Genomic DNA, 24,239 nt, shown 5'->3' with positions numbered 1-24,239 from the left:
GAGGGGCGATGCATTCCCTTGGGTCAACACATCTTGATCAATACTAATAGGGACTGCATTTTGTGCAGATCATGAACTCAGGGCCAGCCATGTACACTCCTGCCATCACCGGGACTGGTGTCTATACACCAGAAAACATCATCACCAACGCCGAATTGGTGGAAGCGTTCAATGCCTATGCCGACCGGATGAACGTCGAAAACGCGGATGCGATTGCAGCGGGCGACATGGAACCGATGCAGCATTCCTCGGAAGAGTTCATCCTGAAGGCATCAGGGATCGAAAACCGGTATGTGATGGACAAGACCGGTGTTTTGAACCCCGAGATCATGCATCCCGCGCTGCGCCAGCGTAGCGACGACGAGCCTGGGATCATGACCGAGATGGCGGTGGATGCGAGCCTTAAGGCGCTAGCACAAGCGGGGCGCAGCGCCGAGGATGTCGATTTGGTGATCTGCGCCGCCTCGAACCATGAACGTGCTTATCCTGCAATTGCGATCGAGATTCAGCAGGCACTGGGGATCAGCGGATTCGGGTTTGACATGAACGTGGCCTGTTCCTCGGCCACATTCGGCATTCAGGCGGCGGCGGATATGGTGCGCTCGGGCTCGGTCCGGGCGGCGCTGGTCGTCAACCCCGAGATCTGCTCGGGTCATCTCGAGTGGCGCGACCGGGATTGCCATTTCATATTTGGCGATGTCGCGACCGCTACTCTGATCGAGCGGATCGAAGACGCCCAAGGCCCACATTTCGAGATAGTATCGACCCGGTGCGCAACTGCGTTTTCAAACAATATCCGCAACAATAACGGCTTCCTCCGCCGTTCACGCCCCGATGGTCTGGTAGATCGCCGCGACATGCAGTTCATGCAGAATGGTCGCAAGGTGTTCAAAGAGGTCCTGCCCATGGTCAGTAAACATATCAGCGACCACATGGAGACAGAGGGCATCAGTAGTGATGATCTAAAACGCCTCTGGCTGCATCAGGCCAACAAGACGATGAACGACTTCATCGGTAAGAAGGTTCTAGGGCGCGAACCTGAACCGGGTGAGCAACCCAACATTCTGCAAGACTACGCCAATACCTCATCCGCCGGGTCGATTATCGCCTTCTCAAAGCATTCCGATGATCTGGATGCGGGCGATGTGGGCCTGATTTGCTCGTTCGGGGCCGGGTATTCGGTGGGATCTGTGATCGTCAAACGGCATCAATAAGCGCGCGCCTTAACTGCGCTGCTGGAATCGCTGCAAGACCAAACCGCTTTCTCAAGAATTATTCAGACGGGCTCAACCGCTCCTTCATCTCTGACCGACACATCGAAACCCGGATGCCCTGTGCATCCGAGTGATGTAGTTATGGGAGCCCGCTGTTATGGGAAATAATATTCGCTTTGGACTGGCCGCGCTGGTTGCTGCACCTTTCATTGGGGTCATGGCGACCGGCGCGGCAATCGCAGAACCGCAAACCTGTACAGTCAACACCGCGCGTGTTGCTGCCAATGAAGGCGATTTTGACACGCTCTGCGGCTGTTCGCAGGTAACGCGAGGATTTGTATCACATCTGCAAACACGATCTGATTTTGCTTCGATTCTGCAGAACACTTCGGCGCAATGTCCCGGGCTGACCCAGCTATTGAGCGATCTGCCCACAGCATCGATCTCTAACACGAATGCCGGGGAAGATCGCAGCAGCGATCCATCCTCCAACTCGGGTGACGCAAACGGAAGCGGAAGTTCGGACAACAGTGGAGGTAGCCCAGGCAACAGCGGAGGAAACTCTGGCGGCAGTAGTGATCCGGGTGATGGCGGAAACAGTCCAGGCGACGGTGGAGGCAAAGGTGGCCACGGCGGAAGTGACAAACCCGGTAAAGGCGGTGGCAAAGGTGGTCACCACGGGGGTGACAAGCCCGGAAAAGGCGGTGGCAAGGGAGGTGACAAGCCCGGAAAAGGCGGGGGAAAGGGTAAAAAGTAGCCCGAAACCAAGACAGAAATGAAAGGATCTGTGCCTCGCGAGTGGCACAGGTCCCATTATTGGTCACGAATGGGGACGACTTACCGAGATAGCGCTCTCCCATTTGCCCTGTGCGGGACAGTCAGCTAACGCTTTCCTCTTCCAGATGCAGCTTCATCTCAATCAGCACCTGCTGCAGCATACTGGTTTCTTTCAACAGTCGCTTCGCCTCGTTCACCGTGATGATGCCATCTTCTATCGCCGACTGATATTCCGTCATCAGCATGGCAAACCGCTGGCTCAGCGCAATGACATCGGAATTTACCCCGCCCGTACGTGGGCTGTCCGAGTTTCGTCCATCGTAAGAAAGCGTGATATTCTTCAAATCCGCCAATGCCGCAGTCACGTGCGGATAGGCAGCCGCGTTTTCCAACCGGGCAACAGCATCCACCGGCATGAACCGGTCAGAATGTTCTGCGTTGTCTGAATAGTACCTGCCAAGCGTGGCTTTGGATTTCCCGGTGATCTCGCACGCTGCTTCGATTCCGACATCCTTAACCAATGCTTCGGTATGCTTTTTCAGATAGGCCCCGATATCTGCCATTTTGCTACCCTTGTTACCTGCGCCCTGGCCCCTCTGCCTGTCCATGCTGGGGGAAAGGGTAGGGAAATTTCCCATATTCGATTCATAATTGAAATGGCAATAATTGACTATCCCTCAGATATGCAGGGATTTTGTGAGTGAGTGGCGGCTGTTCGAGCCGGTAAAGAGTGTATGCGGGGCAGGATTTTAGCCTTGCATTGTATAGGCCACTTGTAGGCCGACGACGCCGCTGTCGCGAAGGCGAGGTAATCCATCCCCAAGAGCATTTGCTCAACCTCAGCTGTAGCGATGGTGGCGTCGATTTACCCCCATGAGACGTCTTGCCCAGGCAGCACATGCGAATTAGACCCACGGCATGGCAAAGCTCTATTTCAACTATTCGACTATGAACGCGGGCAAATCGACCGTGTTGCTACAGGCCTCGCATAACTATCGCGAACGCGGCATGGATACCTACCTGATGACAGCCGCCATTGACGGACGCGCCGGTGAGGGGCGGATCGCATCAAGAATCGGAATCTCGGAACGAGCGGACAGGTTTCGTCCCGACGACAATGTGTTTGCCATGATCGAAAACCGCCTGGCACAAGGAGGCATCGCCTGCGTATTCATTGATGAAGCCCAGTTTCTTTCGGAAGAGCAGGTCTGGCAACTTGCGCGCGCCGTAGATGATCTGAAGGTCCCAGTGTTGACCTACGGGTTGCGGGTGGATTTTCAGGGTAAACTATTCCCCGGGTCGGCAGCATTGTTGGCTCTGGCCGATGAGATGCGCGAAGTACGCACCATCTGCGAATGCGGGCGCAAGGCGACGATGGTGATTCGTCAGGATGAAAACGGAAACACCATCACCGAAGGGGCGCAGGTCCAGATTGGCGGGAACGAGACTTATGTCTCGCTCTGCCGCAAACACTGGCGCGACGCGGTGGGTTCCTAAACCGGGTTGGGTAACGTTCGCCCGGCCACGAACGCCGCGACATTGTCCAACGCCATGTGACCCATATCGGTGCGTACCTCTTCGGTCGCGGTGCCGAGGTGGGGCAGCAGAGTCACATTTTCCATGTCACACAAGGCCTGCGGCACCTTGGGCTCGAACTCGTAGACATCCAGCCCAGCGCCAGCAATCTGACCCGCATGAAGCGCTTGGATTAAGGCGGCTTCGTCCACAACTTCACCGCGCGCAATGTTTATCACAATGCCCGAGGGCTTCATCGAAGCCAAAATCTGCGCGTTGACCAAGTGTCGTGTTTTAACTCCTCCGGGGACGGCTATGACAAGAAAATCCACTGCCGCAGCCAATGCATTGAGTTCAGGGATGTACTCTGCTTGGAAGTCCAGCTGTTTTGGACTGCGTGATTGATAGGCGACGGCCATTTCAAATCCGAAATGACACCTCCGAGCAATAGCCTGTCCTATGCGGCCCATTCCAACGATGCCCACCTTTTTGCCGGTCACGTGGTGGCCCAGCATCTGTGTCGGATGCCACCCCTGCCACTGGCCTGACCTGACCAACCGTTCTCCCTCGCCTGCACGGCGGGCCGTCGTCAGCAACAGAGTCATGGCAATATCGGCGGTGGCATCGGTGACAGCGCCCGGAGTGTTGGTTACCGCTACCCCGGCAGCGTGTGCGGCGTCCACGTCGATATGATTGTAACCAACTCCGAAATTTGCCAGCAGTTTACAGCAAGGCTCTGGCACCTGAGCAAAGATCTCTGCCGAAAACTGATCGCCCAAGGTTGGGACCACGACGTCAAATTCAGTCAGCGCCCGCAACATTTCATCATGCGTCATAGGCGTGGTTTCACTGCGGATTTCCACATCGAATTCGGCACGGGCGCGCACTTGGACAGCCGAAGTCATCGGTCGGGCAATCAGCAGTTTCATCAATGCATCCTTCCACCGATGGGCACAGCGCCATCGGGGCCTATCAACACGATCTCACCGTTTTCGTCAGGAAGACCCAACACCAATACCTCGGACATGAATTTACCGATTTGGCGCGGGGGAAAGTTGACCACGGCCATCACCTGCTTGCCCACCAGCGTCGCCGGATCGTAGTGCGCGGTGATCTGGGCTGAAGTTTTGCGCTCACCGATCTCATCGCCAAAATCGACCCACAGCTTGATCGCGGGCTTGCGGGCCTCCGGGTACGGCTCGGCGCGTATCACCTCACCCACACGAATGTCGACTTTGAGAAATTCGTCGAATGAAATCTCACTCACGAGACAGCTCCTTGGATCGGTCGGTTGCAGCTTTGACGGCACGATGTAGCAGGTCTGGGAAACCCGCTTCTTCATGCATCAACACCTCCAGTGCGGCCTGAGTGGTGCCGTTGGGAGAGGTGACGTTGACCCGCAATTGAGACGGATGCTCGTCAGCGGCCATCGCCAACGCCCCTGCCCCAGCGACGGTTGATTTGGCTAGCTTCATCGCCAGTTCCGGCGGTAAGCCGTGCGCTTCGCCAGCTTGCGCCAGTGTTTCGATCAGGTGGAATACATAGGCCGGGCCCGAACCGCTGACCCCGGTGACGGCATCCATCTGCGTCTCATCATCCAATCGAACCGTCTCACCAATGGCCGAAAGCAGGTCTTCAGCCAGTAGGATATCCGCGTCCGAGGTGTTGGCATTCCCAATCAGCGCCGTGATCCCCTGCCGAACCGCCGCAGGCGTATTTGGCATCGCACGGATGATCGGTGTGTTCGCGCCGAGGACGTTTTCGAAGGTGGCCAGTGAGGTACCTGCCGCGACCGATATGAAAAGACTGTCACCATCGCCCAGCGCTTGAATGGCTGGCAGGGCTTCGCCCATCATCTGTGGTTTGACCGCTACGAGTACAACTGCGGGTGCCTCGGGGAGAGGAGTGTTGATGTTGACGCCCTGCGCCTTCAGCCAATCCGAGGGATAGGGGTCAATCACCCAGACCGATGCGGCAGGAAGGCCATGTTCCAACCAGCCTGCAAGCATCGCCGAGCCCATCTTGCCGCATCCCAGAAGCACAAGCCCCTGTTCCGCAACTCGCGAGATATCCATGATTGCCCCTCCCCTATGGTTCGGGGCAAAGCTTTACGCGCGGCCGTAGGCCTCTGCAATGGCGACTTGCATCGCCTCTTCGGGGTCTCGGTTGCCCCAGGTCACCAGTTGGATCGCGGGGTAGTAGCGCTCAGCGCTCAGTACCGCTGCGGTGATCATGGTATCGATCTGTTCCGGGCTGGCCGTCTGACCACCGGCCAGCACCAAACCATAGCGATAGACCATCAATTTCTGATTGGCCCAGTAGGTAAACGCCCCGGCCCAACACTGATCATTCATCTTGTTCAGTAGCTCATAAAGCTCGGTTTCGCGCTCGGCCGGAGGCTCCATCTCAAAGGAACACACCATGCGGAGCGTTTCATCGTAATTCGACCAGGCCAAAGTTATCGAATATGTGCGCCACTGTCCTTCGACAGCCATGGCAATCTGATCATCCCCGATCCGGTCAAAATCCCAGTCGTGATGTTCTGCAAGATGTTCAACAATGTCGATCGGATGAAGGTCTTCTTCGAGATACTGCTCGGAAAGGGCCATAATGCCACCTCACTAATCTCTAGCATTTTGGGGCTGGCAGCGCCCCAGCGCTAGTTGCCTGCTCTACAAGCCGGGCTTCCCCAGTCTGCCTGTACTAAATATGGTGCGATGTGAGCACAGCTCTGGCAACCCTATTTATTGGGGATAACAGCAATAAGTTGTGGACAGTTGGCAACGCCGATCAAAATATTGGCATTGGATGCAGCTTTGTCTTGATAAATTTCTGCAGAGCGGCAAAATGCACAACACCGCACAATCCAAGTTCGGATTGCGCGGCGGACGCTTTTACCCAAAATCTTAAATTCCTGCGGACGTTACTTGTCCAGCTTCGCCTCGAGCGCGGCAATTCGCTGTTCAAGTGCACCGTTCTCTTCGCGCGCTTTCTGCGCCATGGCACGCACAGCATCAAATTCTTCACGGGTTACGAAATCCCGGTCGGCCAGCCAGCGATCCACCATTGATTTCATCGCATTTTCGGCCTCTTCTCGTGCCCCCTGCGCCACACCCATGGCATTGGTCATCAGTTGAGACATATCGTCCAGAATCTTGTTACGGGTTTGCATGGGCTTTCTCCGATTTCGCGATTGCTCTCTATATGGGTAAAGATTGGCCCGGGCTCAAGGTTGACTTGCCACGCAAACCCCGGGCAATGAGACGCACATGCAGGCTGTTTTGAATTTCCCCGATCTGTCACCCGAAATTTTCTCTATCTCTCTGTTCGGGATAGAGTTTGCGCTCAGGTGGTATGCGCTGGCCTATATCGTTGGCATCCTGATTGCTTGGCGCATGGCGCTGATGGCGCTTAGGCGGCCAGTGCTTTGGGCTAATGACACACCTCCGATGCAACCCGATCAGCTTGAGGATTTGGTCACCTGGATCATACTGGGTGTAATTCTTGGTGGTCGATTGGGGTTCGTCCTTTTCTATCAACCCGCATATTATTTTGCGTATCCACTGGAAATTCTGATGGTTTGGCAGGGTGGCATGGCATTCCATGGCGGCCTGTTGGGCGTGGTGATCGCCACGTATCTGTTCGGCAGGCGCCACGCTATACCGATTCTTTCGCTGGGTGATCTGGTTGCCTACACAGTGCCGCCCGGGTTGTTGCTGGGACGATTGGCGAATTTCACCAATGCCGAGCTTTGGGGTCGACCCAGCGAATTGCCATGGGCGGTGATCTTTCCCGGAACTGCGGCCCAGGATTGTCCCGGCGTTGTTGCCGGGATGTGCGCTCGCCACCCTTCGCAACTGTATGAGGCAGCACTTGAGGGTCTGATCCTCGGGGCGATTCTGATATGGCTGGCCTACCGGCGCGGCGCGTTTCGAAAACCAGGTCTAGTTATGGGCGTATTTCTGGCTGGCTACGGCCCATCGCGGTTTTTTGTCGAATTCTTCCGTCAACCCGATGCGCAATTTGTATCGCCCGGGAATCCGCTAGGGCTGGCGTGGCATGTTGGTGGATATGGATTGACGATGGGGCAACTCTTGTCGCTACCAATGATTGCACTTGGCCTTTGGTTCGCATTTCGGGCACAACGCAGATCATGAACCTGAAGGATCGTCTGCTCCTGCGCATCCAGAATGATGGCCCTATGACCATCGCTGACTACATGACCGAGTGTCTGATGCATCCGGAACATGGATACTACACAACCCGCGATCCGCTGGGCGCTCAGGGCGATTTCATTACAGCGCCTGAAATCACTCAGATGTTCGGGGAGCTTATCGGGTTGTGTTTGGCGCAATCCTGGCTAGAGCAAGGCAAACCTGAACGGATTGTTCTGGCCGAGCTTGGCCCTGGTCGTGGCACCCTGATGGCAGACATCCTGCGCGCCACTCAGAGTGTGCCTGGCTTTCACAAAGCGGCCGAGATCGCGTTGCTCGAAGCTTCACCTGTTTTGCGCGACGTACAAGCCAAGGCACTGCAAGGGTATGAACCTCAGTGGATCGAGGCAATTTCTGATTTTGAAGATCTTCCTCTGTTTCTCGTGGCAAACGAGTTCTTTGACGCCCTGCCCATCCGCCAGTTCCTGCGCGAAGGCGAAGGTTGGCGCGAGAGGTTAGTTGGCAAATATGGTGCATCGCTTGCGTTCGGTCTTGGTGCGCAATCGGCACAAGCTGCGCTCAGCGAACGTGTCGAGGATACGCAGGACGGAGATCTGGTAGAACTGTGCGCTGCTGCCAGTTCCATTATGTACTCTGTTGCCGGGCAGATCGCTCGTAACGGCGGAGCCGCGCTGATCATCGATTATGGTGACTGGCGCTCGCTTGGCGACACATTGCAGGCGTTGCAAGCGCATGAACGTGTCGATCCCCTGGATCAGCCTGGTCAGGCGGATCTGACCACACACGTCGACTTTGAGGTCTTGGCGAAGGCGTCTCATGCTTCGGGCTGCGCATATACAAAACTGACCCCGCAGGGGGTGTTTCTTGAACGGCTCGGGATCACTGCGCGCGCGCAATCGCTTGCCGCCCCTCTCAGCGGGTCACAGCTTGAGACGCTGGTCACTGCACATCGACGGTTGACGCACCCCGACGAAATGGGAAACCTGTTCAAAGTACTGGGCCTTTATCCGCCAAACGCCACGCCGCCACCGGGACTGGAACCATGACACTGGAAATCATTACCTCAGACATGCTGTCCCCCGTACGACACGGGTTCTTCAGCCGCCGCGGTGGCGCATCTTCTGGTATCTTCGAAGGACTCAACTGCGGAACCGGGTCGACAGATTTGACTGAGGCCGTAGCTTTGAACCGTCGGCGCGTCGCCGACGCGATGGAAGTGGCACCTGAGGCGATGATCGGTGTGCATCAAGTGCATTCTCCGACCGTGATTGCAGTCGATGGTCCGATGACGGGTGACAAACCCAAAGCTGACGCGGTTGTCACATCAACGCCGGGTTTGGCGCTTACAATCTTAACTGCTGATTGTCAGCCAGTGCTGTTCGCGGATCCTGACGCAAATGTGATCGGGGCCGCACATGCCGGTTGGCGCGGCGCGTTGGATGGTGTGCTGGAATCAACACTGGACGCGATGGAAGCGCTCGGAGCCAACCGGGATAACACAGTTGCCGTAATCGGCCCCACGATTTCACAACGCGCTTACGAGGTCGGCTCAGAGTTTCTGGACGACTTCCTTGCTGACACGCCAGAGAACGCGCGTTTTTTTGCAAATGGCAAAGGTGACCGGATGCATTTCGACTTGCCCGCCTTTGGCCTGCATCGTCTGCGCGAAGCTGGTATCGGCCAGGCCGAGTGGGTCCGTCACTGCACCTATTCCGACCCCGACAGGTTTTATTCCTACCGGCGCTCGACCCATGCCAAAGAGGCCGACTACGGCAGATTGATTTCCGCTATCAGGTTGTAAATCTGGCCCAGATTAAGGCAGCTTTGCCCAGCTTCTGCCACATTTCTTGTGTTTATCAGAGTCAGAATCGTCTCAAATTTTCGCCAATGCACAGACGGTTACCCCAAGTGGGGTCGTCATGGCATGGGCGGAAGCAACTAAGAGGTACCTGAAACCTTCAATTTGTCCTCAATTCAACCCGGATCAGCCTTATAGGCGCCGCAAATCAGCGTCACATTGGCTTCATAAACGGGAACAGGGCGACCGCCCTATCGAAGCAGGACAATGGATATGAAATCGAAATCACGCTTTCTCAGCGCCGTTTTTGCGGCTGTCAGGGATCAAGAACCAGAAATGCCCTGGAAGCGGGTTTCAAGTCACTCAGTCAGAGTTGCACGCCGTCTGGCGGCGCGACGCTGACACAGCAACCCCAAGAGACCAGCTGCCGGTCTCGGAGGGCAAACGCATACCGGATGAAGCTCCGGTTCGGTGTGTGGGGTCGCAATCAGGACTGCGACCAGGGTTCGGAGCGTGTGTGTGCAGGCAATTGCAGCCTGCGGTTTACGAGTTTGTCTGGGGGGTCAAGAACTTGACCAAAACACTGGTGTTTTCTGATGCGGCGCTGTGCATTCGCGGCGACCGGCCTGTGTTTACCCATCTGATTACAGACAAAGAACAAGGTCGTCCGGCGATATTGCACGGGGGTTCAAGCCGTCGGACGGAATTTAGAGGGGACGGAATACCATGACTATTCCAAATTCTCTGGCCCGCGCTGCCAGAAACGCGGTCGAGACGTCAGCGCTATTGCGCGATGCGCCTCGTCCCGCGACAAAGCAAAAAGCACAGCTTCGACGTTATGAAGTGTGCAGTCTGTTGAAAAACGGGGATATTTCACAGACGCGCCATATCGCACCAGCCTTGCCGATGTTTGAAGATGCGTTCTGCGCGTTCACACGCGGATCGTTGGTCGAGACGCCGCAAGGCCAGATGGCGATCGAAGATCTGCTGCCGGGTGATGACGTCCTCACTCAGGATGGATCATCGGAAACCGTGCTTTGGAAAGGGTCTGTCACACTGATTCCCGGACGCGAGGATACGCGCGGGCGAACCCGGCCACTGACGCGGATCATGGCCGACACGTTCGGGATGCAAAAACCGATGTCGGGCGTCATCACGGGCCCCGCCGCACGTCTGCTGGGTACGCCTACGCACATGCGTCATTTGAACGGCGGGCAGCCCATGCTGACACCCGTCAGTGAGTTTCAGGATGGAATGGGTATCATTGAAACGCTGCCACCGACTCCGGTCGAGCTGTTTCATATCTGTGTCGCCCGGCATTCCGTGATTCGGGTCGATGGCCTGCAATTCGAGACCTATCATCCGGGCATCAACGCGGTCCGAATGATCAGTCACTCTTTGCGTTCGATCTATTTGAATCTATTCTCACATATCGAATCGTTGAATGATTTTGGGCCGTTGCTCTTGCCAAGAGCCGGAGATGGTGAAATTGACGCTATGACAGCGTGAACTGGTTAACTATTACTGCAAGCGTGGGGCATTATGCAGATTTTACTGAGTTGGGTTTTAACCCTTGCACTGGCAGCGATGCTGCCACCCTGTCCTGTGGATCAAACAAGAGGTAGGTTCAGGCCGTCCGGTTCATCCGGTCTTCCAGTACGTCAAATGGTACGCCTGGCTCGTCTTTTGCGCCTCGGATAACAAGCGAAGTCTTGACGCTGGCCACGTTTGGCGTGGTCAGCAACTCGCCTGTCAGAAATTGCTGAAAACTGCTGAGATCCGGCGCGACGCATTTCAGGATGAAATCAACCTCGCCATTCAGCATGTGGCATTCGCGAACCAATGGCCATTCCCGACACCGGTCTTCAAAAGCGCTGAGTTCGGATTCAGCCTGACTTTCAAGTCCGACCATGGCAAAGACCTGCACTTCGAACCCAAGCTCGCGGGCGTTCACCTCGGCATGATAGCCGCGAATGTACCCCGAATCTTCCAGCGTCCGCACCCGTCGCAGGCAAGGAGGAGCGGATATTCCTACGCGCTTGGCAAGCTCAACATTGGTCATACGGCCATCGGCCTGCAGTTCCGCAAGAATTTTGCGGTCGATTTCATCCAACCGGGTCGTGACCATCGAATGCTCCTGAGTTTTTCAGTTGTTATATCAGCAGCCCCGGGAGGCGCAATAATATTTCACAGCCACGCAATTTTCGTTATTTCAGATACATAATTGGCCGCAAAGCCAAACACTAGGCACATCACGGACCTGCAATATGAAGGGGCTTTAAGCCCTGCCCTGCGGTCGCTATATCGATCCGCACCGGACAACACGTCCGCCGAGGCAGTTTGAGTGAGGATACCATGGCCGAAACACGACACACCAAGGTTCTGATCATCGGGTCGGGACCTGCAGGATACACCGCGGGCGTTTATGCAAGCCGGGCCATGTTGGAACCGATCCTGGTGCAGGGTATCGAACCCGGTGGGCAGCTGACCACCACAACCGAGGTGGAAAACTGGCCGGGTGACACCGAGGTTCAAGGTCCAGACCTGATGGTTCGGATGCAGGACCACGCCAAGGCAATGGGATGCGAAGTGATCGGCGATATCATTAGCGATCTCGATCTAAGCGAGCGTCCCTTCACAGCCAAAGGCGACAGTGGCACCGTCTACACCGCTGACGCGGTGATTCTGGCTACGGGCGCACGAGCCAAGTGGTTAGGCATTCCCTCGGAAGAGAAATTTAAAGGGTTTGGCGTATCAGCCTGTGCCACCTGTGACGGCTTCTTCTATCGCGGTCAGGAAATCGTTGTGATCGGCGGCGGAAATACTGCCGTAGAAGAAGCGCTGTTCCTGACCAACTTCGCAAGCAAAGTCACTCTGATCCACCGCCGCGATGAGTTGCGAGCTGAAAAGATCCTTCAGGATCGGCTGTTCAAGAACGAAAAGATCGAGCCGCTTTGGTTTCACGAAGTGGATGAGGTGATCGGAACCGATGCCCCACTGGGTGTGGAAGGCGTCAAGGTCAAGAATGTAAAGACCGGCGAAATCGCGGAGATTCCGTGCAAAGGCGTATTTGTCGCTATCGGCCACGCTCCGGCAAATGAGCTGGTCAAAGATACGCTGGAAACCCACATGGGTGGCTACGTCGTGACCAAGCCGGGCACGACGCAAACTTCGGTTCCGGGAGTTTTCGCTGCCGGAGACCTGACCGACCACGTATACCGTCAGGCTGTGACAAGCGCCGGTATGGGCTGCATGGCCGCGCTGGATGCAGAACGATTCTTGGCGGAGAACGACTAAGATGATCACAGAATTCTCCGGCCTCGTCTGGAGAATTCTGTTCCGCACCCAATCGGGTGACCCGCTCTCATCGGCCCGTGCCCCCGAAGGACGGTTTCATCATTCTGGCCAATTCGCGCTTTATGCGTCGCTTAGCGCTGAAGGGGCCGGGATCGCCATTCGGCGCTATGTCTCGCAGTGCGACCCTCCACGGACGATCCATCGCTTGAAGATATCCAAGGCGCAAGTATTGGATTTGCGGGGGCAACCTTCTGCCTCGATCGTCTGGCAAGACATGCGGGCAACCGGCATACCCTCTCCAACATGGCGATTTTCGGACAAGGCCCGCACATACGGCGCGGATGGACTGCTATACAGTTCGCGCTCGCGTCCTAAACTGAGCCATTTGGTGTTGTTCAACGCAGAACACCAGATGATACAAACCGCAGGTGCCCCCTGCGACTGGTTCCCCGAAAGGTGACCGCGCCTATCTTGACCGGCACCCGGCACCGTATCAGGATCAACCATAGTAACGCGAAGAACAGGTGAGCTTTTGGAAAACGTTCTTTGGCGCGGCGGATGGATGAGCCGGCTCAGAATCGCAAGCGGCCTCGTGCTGTTTGTCTTTGCGTTCTTTCATTTCATCAATATCGGCCTTGGTCTGTTTCACACTGATTTGCTGCACGGGATGCAGGGCGGACGTAAAGCTGTCAGCCGTAATGAGATCGGCAGCGTCGTGATATATGGCGCATTGCTGATGCACATGGGACTGGCGCTTATCTCACTCGCGCAGCGCCGGACGCTCAGAATGCCTTTCAGCGTCGCGCTTCAGGTTATTCTTGGCCTGTTGATCCCGCTGCAGCTTATCTCACATTTGGTTCAGACCCGATACGCGCATGAGATTTTTGGGGTGAATGATGAAATGGGTTACATCATCATTCTGATGTGGCCCAGCACCGCGATCTGGTTCCAAAGCCTATTACTTCTGCTGGTGTGGGTCCACGGATGTATTGGGCTACACATGTGGTTACGGTTGACCACATGGTGGCGCGCGATGGTTCCATATCTGATCGGTCTCGCCGTCTTTGTACCGGGCTTCGCCTTCGCAGGCCTTCTGACCGAGGGGCGGCGTATCTGGGCCGATTTTGCCGACCCCGATCTACGAGAACAGTATGTCGAATACTATAACTGGCCTTCGCAAGAAGAGTTTCAGTCTTTGTTTTCCGTCACAGACTATACGCAGTGGGTATTCTGGGCCGCGCTTGCACTAACAGGCTTGGTCTATCTCGGGCGCAAGCTTTGGCGGCGGCGGCATTCGGTGCGGGTGCGCTATGTCAACGGTCCAGAAGTTGTTTCGGAGAAAGGCATGACCCTTTTGGAGATGTCGCGCGCAAACGGCATCCCACATACCGCGCTGTGTGGCGGCAAGGGGCGCTGCACGACCTGTCGCGTTGTGGTTGAAGATGGCGCCGATCAGTTGCACCCACCAACCGAAGTTGAAGCCCGCAGCCTGAAAGCGATCAGCGCGCCAGAGGGGACCCGCCTGGCCTGCCAGATGCGGCCGTCCGACCCGCTCACTGTATTTCGTGTTTTCCGCCCCGACGGCGCGCGTGATCGTGCGCATGCGAGCCAGGGGCAAGAACGGCAGCTGGCGGTTCTGTTTCTGGACATGCGCGGGTTCACCGCCCGCACAACGGGGCAATTGCCGTATGATATCGTTTTTCTGTTGAATCGTTTCTTTGACGCAATTGTCCCAGCAATCACGGCACAAGGCGGGGTTGTCGACAAATACATGGGCGATGGGTTGCTGGCGATGTTCGAAACAGCCAACGCCGCAAGTTCGGCAAGTGCCGGTCTGAGGGCGGCGGCTGGGATCGGACACGCATTGGAGCGTTTCAACCAGCAGCTCCAAGCAGAAGGCAGCCAACCTGTGCGCATTGGTATGGGTCTACATGTTGGTGATCTTGTGCTGGGCGAAATCGGAGCAGCTAAACACGCGCCACGCACCATCATTGGAGACGCTGTAAACGTTGCCAGCCGTTTGGAGGCTGAAACCAAAGCGTTGGGGGTCGAACTCCTTGTGTCGGACAAGGTTTTGGACGCGGCTGGGTTACAATGTGATCCCCGCGATCTGCGGGAATTCAGCCTGCGCGGTGTCTCTGAACCCGTCCCCGCCCTGCCCGTAAGGCACGCAGCCGATCTTGAGTCGCAAACCTCACCGCTGGAACAGATTGCCTGAGAATGCGCCTATTGAGCCTGAGCGGCGGGATTTTTTCAATAACATGAAACAAAAAACAGAAAACCGTTCCATTTCGAGAAAAAACCACGCATTTCATCCTTAGTTTTTGCAAGTCTATGGACTTCACCCTCAGGCCGAGGCACATGCCCTGCAAACACCCTTGAAACAAATGCCAACAGAACTGCGATAAGAGTTTTCCGATGACGATGTTAAGCAATCTGGCCCCTATCTCTGAACTGTATGTTTCCTACGAGTCTGCACAGAAATTGAAGATAGAAGCCGCTGATCTGACCAGCTGGGATCTTAAGCCCCGGCAGATTTGCGATCTGGAACTGCTTATGAACGGCGGGTTCAATCCGCTCAAGGGTTTCCTGAGCGAAGCGGACTATGACAACGTGGTCGAAAACATGCGCCTCGCCGACGGGACGCTGTGGCCAATGCCGATCACCCTGGATGTTGACGAAGATTTTGCCGCATCGATCGAGCTGGGCCAGGATATTGCCCTGCGCGATCAGGAAGGCGTGATCCTCGGCACCATGACCGTGACCGACCGCTGGACACCAGACAAGGCGCGTGAGGCGGAAAAGGTCTTTGGCGCTGATGATGATGCGCACCCGGCTGTGAATTACCTGCACAATGTAGCGGGCAAAGTTTATCTGGGCGGCCCGGTCACTGGCATCCAGCAGCCCGTGCATTACGATTTCAAAGCCCGCCGCGACACGCCGAACGAGCTGCGCGCCTATTTCCGCAAAGTGGGCTGGCGCCGGATCGTTGCGTTCCAGACCCGTAACCCTTTGCACCGTGCGCATCAGGAATTGACCTTCCGTGCCGCAAAAGAAGCACAGGCCAACTTGCTGATCCATCCCGTGGTTGGCATGACCAAACCGGGCGATGTGGATCATTTCACCCGCGTGCGTTGCTACGAAGCCGTGTTGGATAAATATCCGGCCTCGACTACGTCGATGTCGCTGCTGAACCTTGCGATGCGCATGGCTGGCCCGCGCGAGGCAGTCTGGCACGGTTTGATCCGCGCAAACCACGGCTGCACCCATTTCATCGTCGGTCGTGACCACGCAGGTCCAGGCAAAAACTCTGCCGGTGAGGATTTCTACGGCCCCTATGATGCGCAAGACTTGTTCCGAAAATATCAGGACGAGATCGGCGTCGAGATGGTCGATTTCAAACATATGGTCTACGTGCAGGAACGCGCGCAATACGAGCCGAATGACGAGATTCTGGACAAGGACAACGTCACGATCCTCAACATCTCGGGCACTGAACTGCGCCGCCGTCTGCGCGAAGGGCTGGAGATTCCGGAATGGTTTTCGTTCCCCGAAGTTGTTCAGGAACTGCGCAACCGCTTCCCGCCGCGCTCGCAACAGGGATTCACCGTGTTTTTCACCGGTTTTTCAGGCTCGGGCAAATCCACCATTGCCAACGCCTTGATGGTCAAGCTGATGGAGACCGGGGATCGTCCGGTTACCCTGCTGGACGGGGATATCGTGCGTAAGAACCTGTCTTCGGAACTGGGCTTTTCGAAGGAACATCGCGATCTGAACATCCGCCGCATCGGTTATGTCGCGTCTGAGATAACCAAGAACGGCGGTATTGCCATCTGTGCTCCTATCGCGCCTTACGCAACTACCCGTCGTGCTGTGCGTGAAGAGATCGAACAATTCGGTGCATTTTGCGAGGTGCATGTCGCGACCAGCATTGAAGAATGCGAGCGCCGAGACCGCAAGGGTCTGTACAAACTGGCACGTGAGGGCAAGATCAAAGAGTTCACGGGGATTTCCGACCCTTACGACGCCCCTGAAGACCCAGAGCTGCGCGTCGAGACCGAGAATGTCGAGGTTGACAACTGCGCACATCAGGTTCTGCTTAAGCTGGAAAGCATGGGGCTGATTGCAGCATCCTGATCACTTAAGACGAAAAAATACATCAAAGGCCCTCAGATTTCTGAGGGCCTTTTTCGCAGGTGCGGGTCTGGTTCAGTCGGGCAAATTCACCTGCCCGCGCATCAGGACATGGCCGCGCCCGGCAACTTTGATCCCCGTCATCGCATCCGAAGGTCCAACGCGTGTCACGGTCGCCTGACCGGGGCGGCCCATGTCATGGCCCTGTTCGGCGATGAATGTCTCTTTGTCCATCAGTCCGTGTTTCCAGAGATAGGCCGCCATCGCACCGGTGGCCGATCCGGTGAACGGGTCCTCGGGCGGGCTGGGGGGCGCCATCATCAGGCGCGAGAATGTGTCGCCCGCAGTCGTTGCGCCTTTCAGTGTTACAAGAAACGGTTCAGCCATGTCCGACCCCGAGAAACCGGCCTTTTCGGTAATATGACTGAGCAAAGCAACATCCAGCTTGGCAGCGCGCAGCGCCTCGTGATCGCGCAGGACCGTAATGCAAAAGGGCAGACCTGTTGAAACGAACTGCGGTGGAGAAATTACCACCTCTTCCGGCAGGCTGATGGCGGCGGCAACCAGATCTGCGGGCACATGATCACCGAATTGCGGGGCGACCTGCGTCATTTCGATGTCATCACCATTCAGTTTGATCGATACAATCCCTGCTCCGGTCTCAAGCGTCAGAGCATCACCCTGAAACAACCCCCGTGATCGCATCGCTGCAACGGTTGCTATGGTCGGGTGCCCGGCAAATGGGATTTCCCGGCTGGCCAGGAAGTACCGGACCCGGATATCAGCGATATCGGATGGCCCGGTAAAAGTGCATTCAACCAGAGAAGTCTCGCGCACATATGCCATGCAAACCGCGTCCGACAGCCCTGCACCCTCATGCACAACTGCGCAGCCGTTGCCACCAAAGGCCTGATCGCTGAACGCATCCACCCAATCGAAATCATACCAGCTCATCGCGCACTCCTGCGTTTCAATCAGCGGCACGATCACCGCTGAGGCAGAAAATGTCACGTCAATTCGGCGGAATGTTTGGTGGCCTAGTGAACGGCCACCGGGGACAGGTCATGTTCGCGTGCGAGTACAAAGGCCAGCTTGCGGTCGGCAACCAGTGCCAATTGCTGCCCATCGGAATCGTGGACAGCATACAACTGATCCAGATCGCCTGCCTGCTCTCGCAGATCCTTCGGAAGGTCTGCCACATCAACGGCCTTTACATAGACAATCCGATTGCCTTCGGCGTTGATCTCAATCGGTGTATTCATTGCTCTTACCCCTTCTTGATGTTGATTGTCTGAACCACGGTTTCAGGCACGGCGCGGGTCAGGTCCACATGCAGCAGACCGTTTTCCATGATCGCCTCGCCCACCTCGACCCCGTCAGCCAGCACAAACATGCGCTGGAATTGACGCGCCGCGATGCCACGGTGCAGGAATATGCGCCCCTCGCTGTCGTCGCGCTGACGGCCCCGGATCACCAACTGGCGATCCTCGATTGTAATCGACAGGTCCTCTTCCGCGAAACCGGCCACCGCCAAGGTGATGCGATAGGAAAAATCCGAGGTCTGCTCGATATTATAGGGCGGGTATCCTTCATTTCCGGCCTTTGCAGACCGTTCCAGAAGGCGTTCCAACTGCTCGAACCCCAAAAGATGCGGGTATGAGCCTAAGGTAAGTTTCGACACGTATTTTCGTCCTTCATTGTCAAAGCGACGTATTCTGCGGTCCCGATGTCGGCAACCGCGTGATATAGAATATGGGAAGATACAGGGATGTCCACAAGGTCTGGCCGGATAAACCCTGACACACTATCTTGTGTTAGAAGCACCACTTGAAACACTGAGTCGTCCATGAACGCACCCACCGATCTTTCGATGAAAACCGATGAAGTCCTACGGGTGGAATTAGAGGTCTTTCGACGCCAGCACCGTGATTTGGACGAAGCGATCGAGGCCTTGCAGGCCAAGGGGACCTCGGACCAATTGACGATCAAGCGGCTAAAAAAGCAGAAACTGCGCCTGAAAGACATCATCCGTCTGATCGAAGACAGATTGACCCCCGATATCATCGCCTGAGACGCGCGTACCGCATTGCCACATATGCGGATTTGGCTATAGTGCGCGCTCTTTCCGATGGCAGGGGCGTAAGCGGATGAGCGATGTGAAAGTAGGGATCATCATGGGCAGCCAGTCGGACTGGCCTACGATGAAAGAGGCCGCCGATATTCTGGATGAGCTGGGCATCGCATATGAGGCGCGTATCGTCTCAGCCCACCGCACGCCGGACCGTCTTTGGGACTATGGCAAAACCGCCGTGTCGCGCGGCTTGCAGGTCATTATCGCGGGTGCGGGTGGCGCGGCGCATTTGCCCGGAATGATGGCGTCGAAAACACGCGTGCCCGTGATTGGCGTTCCGGTGCAAACCCGCGCGTTGTCGGGCGTAGATTCGCTCTATTCCATCGTGCAGATGCCCAAAGGTTTTCCGGTTGCAACCATGGCTATCGGTTCAGCCGGCGGGGCCAATGCGGGCCTGATGGCCGCGGGCATTCTGGCGCTGCAGGATGCCGCGCTTGCGGAACGGCTGGATGCCTGGCGCGAAGCCCTCTCTGCTTCGATCCCGGAAGAACCTCAGCAATGAGCCGTATCGGTTTCATCGGCACAGGCCACATCGCTGCGCCAATCGCGCGGCTGATGGCTGCTAAAGGTCATGATCTTTACGTCACCGAGCGCAATGCCCAAGTCTCCTCGGCTCTGCAGGCCGAGCTTGGGGTCCGAGTTGGCGCTCCGCAAGGCGTGATTGATGCGTCCGAGATCGTGTTTCTCTGCCTGCGCCCCCATGTGGCCGAGGACGTTCTGGCCCCGCTAAGCTTTCGCGCAGATCAGCAAATCGTTTCAGTGATGGCCGCCGTCTCTGAGGAGCAGCTATCCTGCCTGTGCGCGCCGGCATCGGATTTTGTGCAAACGATTCCGCTGGGTTTCCTTCAGACAGGAGGTTGCCCGTTGGCCGCTTACGGCAACGATCGCCTCTTGGCAGATTTGTTCGAGCCCGAAAATCCTGTGGTCAAGGTTGCCAATGAGGCCGCGTTGAACGCCCACTTCGCCATCTGCGCCATGGTGCCAGGTATCCTGGACCTTATGGCAACAGGCACCGAATGGTTGGCTGATCAGACCGGCGACAAAGACCGGGCCGAATTCTACACTACGCAGCTTGTGTCAGGGTTTCTGACATCAATGCAAAAAGAGCATGCGGGCCAACTGGCAGCCGAGCGTGACGCGCTTGCGACCGAGGGCACACTGAGCCTTCAGATGACGGATATTTTGCAATCCGAGGGCGCGCATGATGCCTTGCGTGCTGCACTGAGTGCGATTGGCAAGAGATTGGAGACATGACGATGTCAGATATGCTTACGCCCGGTGCGACAATCGGGATATTGGGGGGCGGTCAGCTGGGCAGGATGCTCTCGATCGCGGCTGCACGGTTGGGGTTCAAGTCCCACATATTCGAGCCGGGCGCAAATCCTCCGGCCGGTCAAGTTGCAAATCAGGTCACGACCGCCGCCTATGATGACGCCGACGCATTGAAGGCCTTTGCGGAGTCGGTGGACGTGATCACCTACGAGTTTGAAAACATCCCCACCCAGGCGCTGGATCTGCTTGAGGCACACCGCCCCATTCACCCGGGTCGAGAGGCGTTGCGGGTCAGTCAGGACCGCTTGACCGAAAAGACATTTCTACAAGGCTTAGGCCTGCAAACCGCGCCCTTTGCAGACATCTCCGATTTGGACAGCTTGCGCGCCGCAATTGATGACATTGGCACCCCCGCCATCCTGAAAACCCGCCGCTTCGGCTATGACGGTAAAGGTCAGGCCCGGCTGCGCGCACCCGAAGATGCCGGGGCGGCACTGGCCGATATGGCGGGCGCGCCGTCCATACTGGAAGGGTTTGTGGACTTCAGCCACGAGGTTTCGGTCATCGCAGCACGCGGTCTGGACGGGCAAGTTGCCTGTTTCGATCCTGGAGAGAATGTCCATCGCGATGGCATCCTGCACACGACCACAATACCGGCACGCCTGTCTCCGGCGCAGCGGACAGATGCGGTATTGCTGGCCGCCAACATTCTCAACGCGCTGGATTATGTCGGCGTCATGGGTGTCGAATTGTTTGTGACGCCACAAGGATTGATCGTGAATGAAATCGCGCCGCGCGTTCATAACTCGGGTCACTGGACCCAGAACGGCTGCGCCGTGGATCAGTTTGAACAACATATTCGCGCCGTGGCCGGTTGGCCTTTGGGCGACGGTCAGCGCCACTCGGACGTCGTGATGGAGAATTTGATCGGGCATGACATGGACCGCGTACCCGAGCTTTCACGCGAACGGGACGTAGCACTGCATCTCTATGGCAAGGCCGAGGTCAAGGCCGGCCGCAAGATGGGGCATTTCAACCGGATTTCGCGATGAGGTAATCGCGCTTAAGCGCGATGCCTCCGGCGGAGGTATTTTTAGCCAGATGAAGCCGGGATCAGCTCAAGAAACGTGTTGCGATACTACCGGACATATAGCTGACACACCCGCCTGACAGTGTGGCAGCCACTTTGTGGGTTGTCGCATCGAGTATCACCAGATCAGCACGATTTCCGGGCTGTAGCGTTCCGCGATCATTCAGGCCTAAAACCCGCGCGGGACCGGACGAGACAAGCGCCCAGGCGTCCGCAATATCCAGCAGGCCAGATTTTACCAGCATCAGCGCAGCGCGGCGCGGGCTGGGGTAGTGGTAATCCGATGCCAATGCATCACACAAACCCATCGAGATCAGATCCACCGCGCTGGCATTTCCCTTATGTGAGCCGCCCCGCACAACATTGGGTGAGCCGAGGATGATGTGATCTCCGCCCGCCCGGGCACATTCGGCGGCTTCCAGCGTTTCCGGAAATTCCGAGATCATCACCCCGCGCTCGCGCCACTCAGCACGATCCTGCGGCATTGTATCATCATGGCTGCCGAGCCGAATTCCTCGGTTCGCAAGGACAGTGCAAAGGCTGTCCAGTGCTGCTGGCACCTCGGCGCTGCGGTTGTGCATTGCCTTCAGCATCTCAAAATGCACTTCGGGATTCCGTCCCGCCTTCAGTGCCTGCCCGGTCAAGCGGGGTGGTTTTCGCCCCTCAGCCAGCCGGTCATGAGGTAGATGATCATTCAGAACCACATAAGACACCTGCCAATCCGCGATACGTTCGGGCAGCCCCTCATAGTCGTCCAGCATATGGGTTTCGAAGCGCAGTTGAGGGATCAGTTGGGTTACAACATCATCCCGAACCGCAGCGATGGCGTCAAAAACCTGACCAGCAAACTCGGGCCCGCGCACGCCGCCTTCCCAACTGTGGAACTGCGCCAGAACAGCTGTGGTTATTCCATTCGCGGCCAGTTCCGCCTCGACCGATAAAATGCCCTCTGCCATCTGCTTCATGGCACCGCGCCGGGGCGCGATGTGACGTTCAAAACCGTCGCCATGCAAATCAATGATGCCAGGCAGGATGAGGTATCCTGACAAATCAATCTGCCGCCCTGCCCTACCGGATTGAATGGTACCTTCGGCGATCGTCAGTTCAGCACGCGACACCCCTTCGCCGGGCAACAGAACATTCGCGCCGGTCAATGTCAGTTCCAATGAGTTCATTGAGTGGGCTCCGAGTCCGGTTCCGAGCAATCTTCCCCAAGGCAGATCTGGTCGATGATATCCATCACCCCGTCAAGCCAGGTGATTTGTGGATCGAACTGTCCGAATTCGATGAAATGCAGGGTCTGCGCCATGACCCGCGGGTTGTTCATCATGAACGTATGCGTCACCGGCAAGACGATGTGATCAGCCATACCTTCAACCTTTGTGGTCTCTATCGATACCTTGCCGTCATCTGGACCATCGATCAGAGACGAGAACAATGGGTTCAATGAGTTCTCGCCTGCGATCACCCCCAGATCAAAATCAACAGGCGGCAGACGGCGTGGAATACCCTCGGGTCCGGTTCCCAATGCCAGCCCGGCAGGGCCGTTCAGAAAGCCGAAAACCTCCCAAGCACCAAGCTCATCCACCAGTTGGCTGCCCTGATTAGGAGGCCCGAGCATGACAACCCGTCCCAGATTCTCGGGGTCGTTGTCCTGCAACCAATAGCGCAGAAGAATGCCCCCCATCGAATGCGCTACAACGTTAACCGTATCCTCCCCGCAGGCGGCGAACGCAGCTGGTAAAGTCTGGTTGGCGAGGTCTGGTATTGGTAGGTCTGTCGAAGGGTAACCTGGACGAACCACAGTGTAACCATGCGCATGAAAAAGCTGTTCCATGACGGTAAACGAGGCCTCTGTGCGCGCGAGGCCATGCAGAAGAACCACGCATTTCGCATTGGCCACCGCAGGCATAAGGCACAAGAGGAGAACAGCAAGAAATTTCATACACGCCAGATAAGGCCTAACCCAGGCCGAGGGAACCCCTAGCCACGGTTCTGGCGCAGCACCGCCAGTGCGATGCCGCCGAGTACAAATCCGGCGCCGAGCAGAAGCCTTAGACTTGCCATCTCGGCTAACAGGATGACCCCGGCAGCAATTGCGATAACTGGAACGCTGAGTTGCACGATCGCGGCCACCGCCGGTGAAAGCTGTGGCACGACACGGTACCATAGCGCATAGCCGAGACCGGACGTGACGCCTCCGGAAAGCGCAGCCAGCCCATAGCCAAGCGGAGACATTTGCCAATTGCTTCCCAGCAGGAACAGGGCAAATCCCGTGACGGGCAACGCCATGATGAAATTTGCTGCAGTTCCCGACAATGCATCTGGTTCGGACCGGCCCGCGATGGAATATATGGCCCACCCGACCCCGGCAGCCGTCATTAAGCCGGCCCCTGTCGGGTCGACCTGAACCGTCCCAGCAGGCCAAAGAACAAAAACCAGTCCACCAAGCGCAATACCGGCACCCAATATCTGTCTCAAAGTGGGTGCAGAACCGGTCATTGCACCAATCGCAAACATGGTAATTTGCACAACCCCGAACAGGATCAGCGCACCAAGCCCGGCATCAAGCGTCAGATACGCTACTGAAAACCCGATCATATAAAGCGACAGTGACCCGGCCCCAACAACACGTCGACGATTAAAAACAGGGATCGAGCCGCCCCGAAGCGCCACCAATACCGTTAAAACCAAGGCACCAGCCAAAACCCGGATAATGGCAAATCCCGCCGGATCACTTGCGCCACTATCGATAGCAAGGCGGTTCAGGATCGAATTCGCAGCGAAGGCGCACATTGTCAAAGCGGTCAGAAGAAACAGTCGCATATCAACCGCA

28 protein-coding genes are annotated in these 24,239 nt (G+C 56.6%); 15 read left to right on the top strand and 13 right to left on the bottom strand.

The window, feature by feature from the left end:
• The first annotated feature begins 89 nt into the window (after nucleotides 1-89).
• Nucleotides 90-1,214: a beta-ketoacyl-ACP synthase III gene (locus ACR0CZ_RS06705; RefSeq protein ID WP_170392363.1), complete on the top strand. Its 1,125-nt coding sequence runs from the start codon at nucleotides 90-92 to the stop codon at nucleotides 1,212-1,214.
• A 157-nt stretch (nucleotides 1,215-1,371) separates the two neighbouring features.
• The gene (locus ACR0CZ_RS06700) at nucleotides 1,372-1,971 is read left to right on the top strand and encodes a hypothetical protein (RefSeq protein WP_480503532.1); all 600 of its coding nucleotides are present in this window, start codon (nucleotides 1,372-1,374) and stop codon (nucleotides 1,969-1,971) included.
• 121 nt (nucleotides 1,972-2,092) lie between these two features.
• Here ACR0CZ_RS06700 and ACR0CZ_RS06695 read toward each other — a convergent pair whose 3' ends face one another.
• Nucleotides 2,093-2,554, bottom strand: coding sequence for a hypothetical protein (locus tag ACR0CZ_RS06695; protein WP_170392365.1), 462 nt, complete (start codon nucleotides 2,552-2,554; stop codon nucleotides 2,093-2,095).
• 355 nt (nucleotides 2,555-2,909) lie between these two features.
• Here ACR0CZ_RS06695 and ACR0CZ_RS06690 point away from each other — a divergent pair, with 355 nt between their 5' ends.
• Nucleotides 2,910-3,488 carry a thymidine kinase gene (locus tag ACR0CZ_RS06690; protein ID WP_170392367.1) on the top strand — a complete coding sequence of 193 codons (579 nt, stop codon included), beginning with the start codon at nucleotides 2,910-2,912 and terminating at the stop codon, nucleotides 3,486-3,488.
• Here the strand turns inward: ACR0CZ_RS06690 and ACR0CZ_RS06685 are convergent.
• The 5 genes from ACR0CZ_RS06685 to ACR0CZ_RS06665 form a co-directional block, all read right to left on the bottom strand.
• Nucleotides 3,485-4,435, bottom strand: coding sequence for a 2-hydroxyacid dehydrogenase (locus ACR0CZ_RS06685; protein WP_170392369.1), 951 nt, complete (start codon nucleotides 4,433-4,435; stop codon nucleotides 3,485-3,487). The genes ACR0CZ_RS06690 and ACR0CZ_RS06685 overlap by 4 nt on opposite strands.
• Nucleotides 4,435-4,773: a tRNA-binding protein gene (locus ACR0CZ_RS06680; protein WP_170392371.1), complete on the bottom strand. Its 339-nt coding sequence runs from the start codon at nucleotides 4,771-4,773 to the stop codon at nucleotides 4,435-4,437. The genes ACR0CZ_RS06685 and ACR0CZ_RS06680 overlap by 1 nt, the downstream gene beginning before the upstream one ends.
• Nucleotides 4,766-5,581, bottom strand: coding sequence for a pyrroline-5-carboxylate reductase (proC, locus tag ACR0CZ_RS06675; RefSeq protein ID WP_170392373.1), 816 nt, complete (start codon nucleotides 5,579-5,581; stop codon nucleotides 4,766-4,768). Before proC ends, ACR0CZ_RS06680 begins: the two co-directional genes overlap by 8 nt.
• 33 nt (nucleotides 5,582-5,614) lie before the next feature.
• Nucleotides 5,615-6,115, bottom strand: coding sequence for a type III secretion system chaperone family protein (locus tag ACR0CZ_RS06670; RefSeq protein ID WP_010441802.1), 501 nt, complete (start codon nucleotides 6,113-6,115; stop codon nucleotides 5,615-5,617).
• Between the two features lie 314 nt (nucleotides 6,116-6,429).
• A complete protein-coding gene (locus tag ACR0CZ_RS06665) occupies nucleotides 6,430-6,678 on the bottom strand; it encodes an accessory factor UbiK family protein (protein WP_170392375.1) in 249 nt (82 codons plus the stop codon).
• Nucleotides 6,679-6,775: 97 nt separating this feature from the next.
• Here ACR0CZ_RS06665 and lgt point away from each other — a divergent pair, with 97 nt between their 5' ends.
• The 4 genes from lgt (at nucleotide 6,776) to ACR0CZ_RS06645 (ending at nucleotide 10,988) form a co-directional block, all read left to right on the top strand.
• Nucleotides 6,776-7,663 (top strand): prolipoprotein diacylglyceryl transferase, encoded by an 888-nt coding sequence (lgt, locus tag ACR0CZ_RS06660; RefSeq protein WP_170392377.1) that lies wholly within the window; start codon nucleotides 6,776-6,778, stop codon nucleotides 7,661-7,663.
• Complete coding sequence (locus tag ACR0CZ_RS06655; RefSeq protein WP_170392379.1) at nucleotides 7,660-8,727, top strand: SAM-dependent methyltransferase; 1,068 nt, start codon at nucleotides 7,660-7,662, stop codon at nucleotides 8,725-8,727. Before lgt ends, ACR0CZ_RS06655 begins: the two co-directional genes overlap by 4 nt.
• Nucleotides 8,724-9,482: a peptidoglycan editing factor PgeF gene (pgeF, locus tag ACR0CZ_RS06650; RefSeq protein WP_170392381.1), complete on the top strand. Its 759-nt coding sequence runs from the start codon at nucleotides 8,724-8,726 to the stop codon at nucleotides 9,480-9,482. Before ACR0CZ_RS06655 ends, pgeF begins: the two co-directional genes overlap by 4 nt.
• A gap of 723 nt (nucleotides 9,483-10,205) precedes the next feature.
• Nucleotides 10,206-10,988 (top strand): Hint domain-containing protein, encoded by a 783-nt coding sequence (locus ACR0CZ_RS06645; protein WP_170392383.1) that lies wholly within the window; start codon nucleotides 10,206-10,208, stop codon nucleotides 10,986-10,988.
• A 118-nt stretch (nucleotides 10,989-11,106) separates the two neighbouring features.
• On the opposite strand, the gene ACR0CZ_RS06640 is transcribed toward ACR0CZ_RS06645, so the two are convergent.
• Nucleotides 11,107-11,607, bottom strand: coding sequence for an Lrp/AsnC family transcriptional regulator (locus tag ACR0CZ_RS06640; protein WP_170392385.1), 501 nt, complete (start codon nucleotides 11,605-11,607; stop codon nucleotides 11,107-11,109).
• Nucleotides 11,608-11,834: 227 nt separating this feature from the next.
• Between ACR0CZ_RS06640 and trxB the strand changes: the two genes are divergently transcribed.
• The 4 genes from trxB (at nucleotide 11,835) to ACR0CZ_RS06620 (ending at nucleotide 16,913) form a co-directional block, all read left to right on the top strand.
• Nucleotides 11,835-12,776 carry a thioredoxin-disulfide reductase gene (trxB, locus tag ACR0CZ_RS06635; RefSeq protein ID WP_170392387.1) on the top strand — a complete coding sequence of 314 codons (942 nt, stop codon included), beginning with the start codon at nucleotides 11,835-11,837 and terminating at the stop codon, nucleotides 12,774-12,776.
• 1 nt (nucleotide 12,777) lies between these two features.
• Complete coding sequence (locus tag ACR0CZ_RS06630; RefSeq protein WP_170392389.1) at nucleotides 12,778-13,236, top strand: RES family NAD+ phosphorylase; 459 nt, start codon at nucleotides 12,778-12,780, stop codon at nucleotides 13,234-13,236.
• 102 nt (nucleotides 13,237-13,338) lie between these two features.
• Nucleotides 13,339-14,994 (top strand): adenylate/guanylate cyclase domain-containing protein, encoded by a 1,656-nt coding sequence (locus ACR0CZ_RS06625; RefSeq protein WP_480503537.1) that lies wholly within the window; start codon nucleotides 13,339-13,341, stop codon nucleotides 14,992-14,994.
• A 200-nt stretch (nucleotides 14,995-15,194) separates the two neighbouring features.
• Nucleotides 15,195-16,913 carry a bifunctional sulfate adenylyltransferase/adenylylsulfate kinase gene (locus ACR0CZ_RS06620; RefSeq protein WP_170392393.1) on the top strand — a complete coding sequence of 573 codons (1,719 nt, stop codon included), beginning with the start codon at nucleotides 15,195-15,197 and terminating at the stop codon, nucleotides 16,911-16,913.
• A 72-nt stretch (nucleotides 16,914-16,985) separates the two neighbouring features.
• Here the strand turns inward: ACR0CZ_RS06620 and ACR0CZ_RS06615 are convergent, their stop codons facing one another.
• The 3 genes from ACR0CZ_RS06615 to ACR0CZ_RS06605 all read right to left on the bottom strand — a co-directional run bounded on the left by ACR0CZ_RS06615 (nucleotide 16,986) and on the right by ACR0CZ_RS06605 (nucleotide 18,591).
• A complete protein-coding gene (locus ACR0CZ_RS06615; protein ID WP_170392395.1) occupies nucleotides 16,986-17,864 on the bottom strand; it encodes a PhzF family phenazine biosynthesis protein in 879 nt (292 codons plus the stop codon).
• Between the two features lie 83 nt (nucleotides 17,865-17,947).
• Complete coding sequence (locus ACR0CZ_RS06610) at nucleotides 17,948-18,172, bottom strand: DUF1150 family protein (RefSeq protein WP_480537021.1); 225 nt, start codon at nucleotides 18,170-18,172, stop codon at nucleotides 17,948-17,950.
• A gap of 5 nt (nucleotides 18,173-18,177) precedes the next feature.
• Nucleotides 18,178-18,591, bottom strand: a complete 414-nt coding sequence (locus tag ACR0CZ_RS06605; protein ID WP_010441788.1) for an Hsp20 family protein — start codon at nucleotides 18,589-18,591, stop codon at nucleotides 18,178-18,180.
• A gap of 165 nt (nucleotides 18,592-18,756) precedes the next feature.
• On the opposite strand from ACR0CZ_RS06605, the gene ACR0CZ_RS06600 reads away from it, so the two are divergent.
• The 4 genes from ACR0CZ_RS06600 to ACR0CZ_RS06585 all read left to right on the top strand — a co-directional run bounded on the left by ACR0CZ_RS06600 (nucleotide 18,757) and on the right by ACR0CZ_RS06585 (nucleotide 21,365).
• Nucleotides 18,757-18,981 (top strand): YdcH family protein, encoded by a 225-nt coding sequence (locus ACR0CZ_RS06600; RefSeq protein WP_010441787.1) that lies wholly within the window; start codon nucleotides 18,757-18,759, stop codon nucleotides 18,979-18,981.
• 76 nt (nucleotides 18,982-19,057) lie between these two features.
• Nucleotides 19,058-19,543 (top strand): 5-(carboxyamino)imidazole ribonucleotide mutase, encoded by a 486-nt coding sequence (gene purE, locus ACR0CZ_RS06595; protein WP_170392399.1) that lies wholly within the window; start codon nucleotides 19,058-19,060, stop codon nucleotides 19,541-19,543.
• Entirely contained in the window at nucleotides 19,540-20,295 is a 756-nt protein-coding gene (locus ACR0CZ_RS06590; protein WP_170392401.1) for an NAD(P)-binding domain-containing protein, read from the top strand. The genes purE and ACR0CZ_RS06590 overlap by 4 nt, the downstream gene beginning before the upstream one ends.
• A 2-nt stretch (nucleotides 20,296-20,297) precedes the next feature.
• Nucleotides 20,298-21,365 carry a 5-(carboxyamino)imidazole ribonucleotide synthase gene (locus ACR0CZ_RS06585; protein ID WP_170392403.1) on the top strand — a complete coding sequence of 356 codons (1,068 nt, stop codon included), beginning with the start codon at nucleotides 20,298-20,300 and terminating at the stop codon, nucleotides 21,363-21,365.
• A gap of 61 nt (nucleotides 21,366-21,426) precedes the next feature.
• On the opposite strand, the gene ACR0CZ_RS06580 is transcribed toward ACR0CZ_RS06585, so the two are convergent.
• The 3 genes from ACR0CZ_RS06580 to ACR0CZ_RS06570 are packed head-to-tail and all read right to left on the bottom strand — an operon-like array spanning nucleotide 21,427 to nucleotide 24,229.
• A complete protein-coding gene (locus ACR0CZ_RS06580) occupies nucleotides 21,427-22,578 on the bottom strand; it encodes an alpha-D-ribose 1-methylphosphonate 5-triphosphate diphosphatase (protein WP_170392405.1) in 1,152 nt (383 codons plus the stop codon).
• Complete coding sequence (locus ACR0CZ_RS06575; protein WP_170392407.1) at nucleotides 22,575-23,348, bottom strand: alpha/beta fold hydrolase; 774 nt, start codon at nucleotides 23,346-23,348, stop codon at nucleotides 22,575-22,577. The genes ACR0CZ_RS06580 and ACR0CZ_RS06575 overlap by 4 nt, the downstream gene beginning before the upstream one ends.
• Nucleotides 23,349-23,386: 38 nt before the next feature.
• Nucleotides 23,387-24,229 carry a DMT family transporter gene (locus tag ACR0CZ_RS06570; RefSeq protein ID WP_170392410.1) on the bottom strand — a complete coding sequence of 281 codons (843 nt, stop codon included), beginning with the start codon at nucleotides 24,227-24,229 and terminating at the stop codon, nucleotides 23,387-23,389.
• Nucleotides 24,230-24,239 lie beyond the last annotated feature (10 nt).

Source organism: Ruegeria sp. H9, from assembly GCF_056532915.1.
Note: the sequence above shows the minus strand (reverse complement) of the source record. Positions and strands in the feature narration are given on the sequence as shown.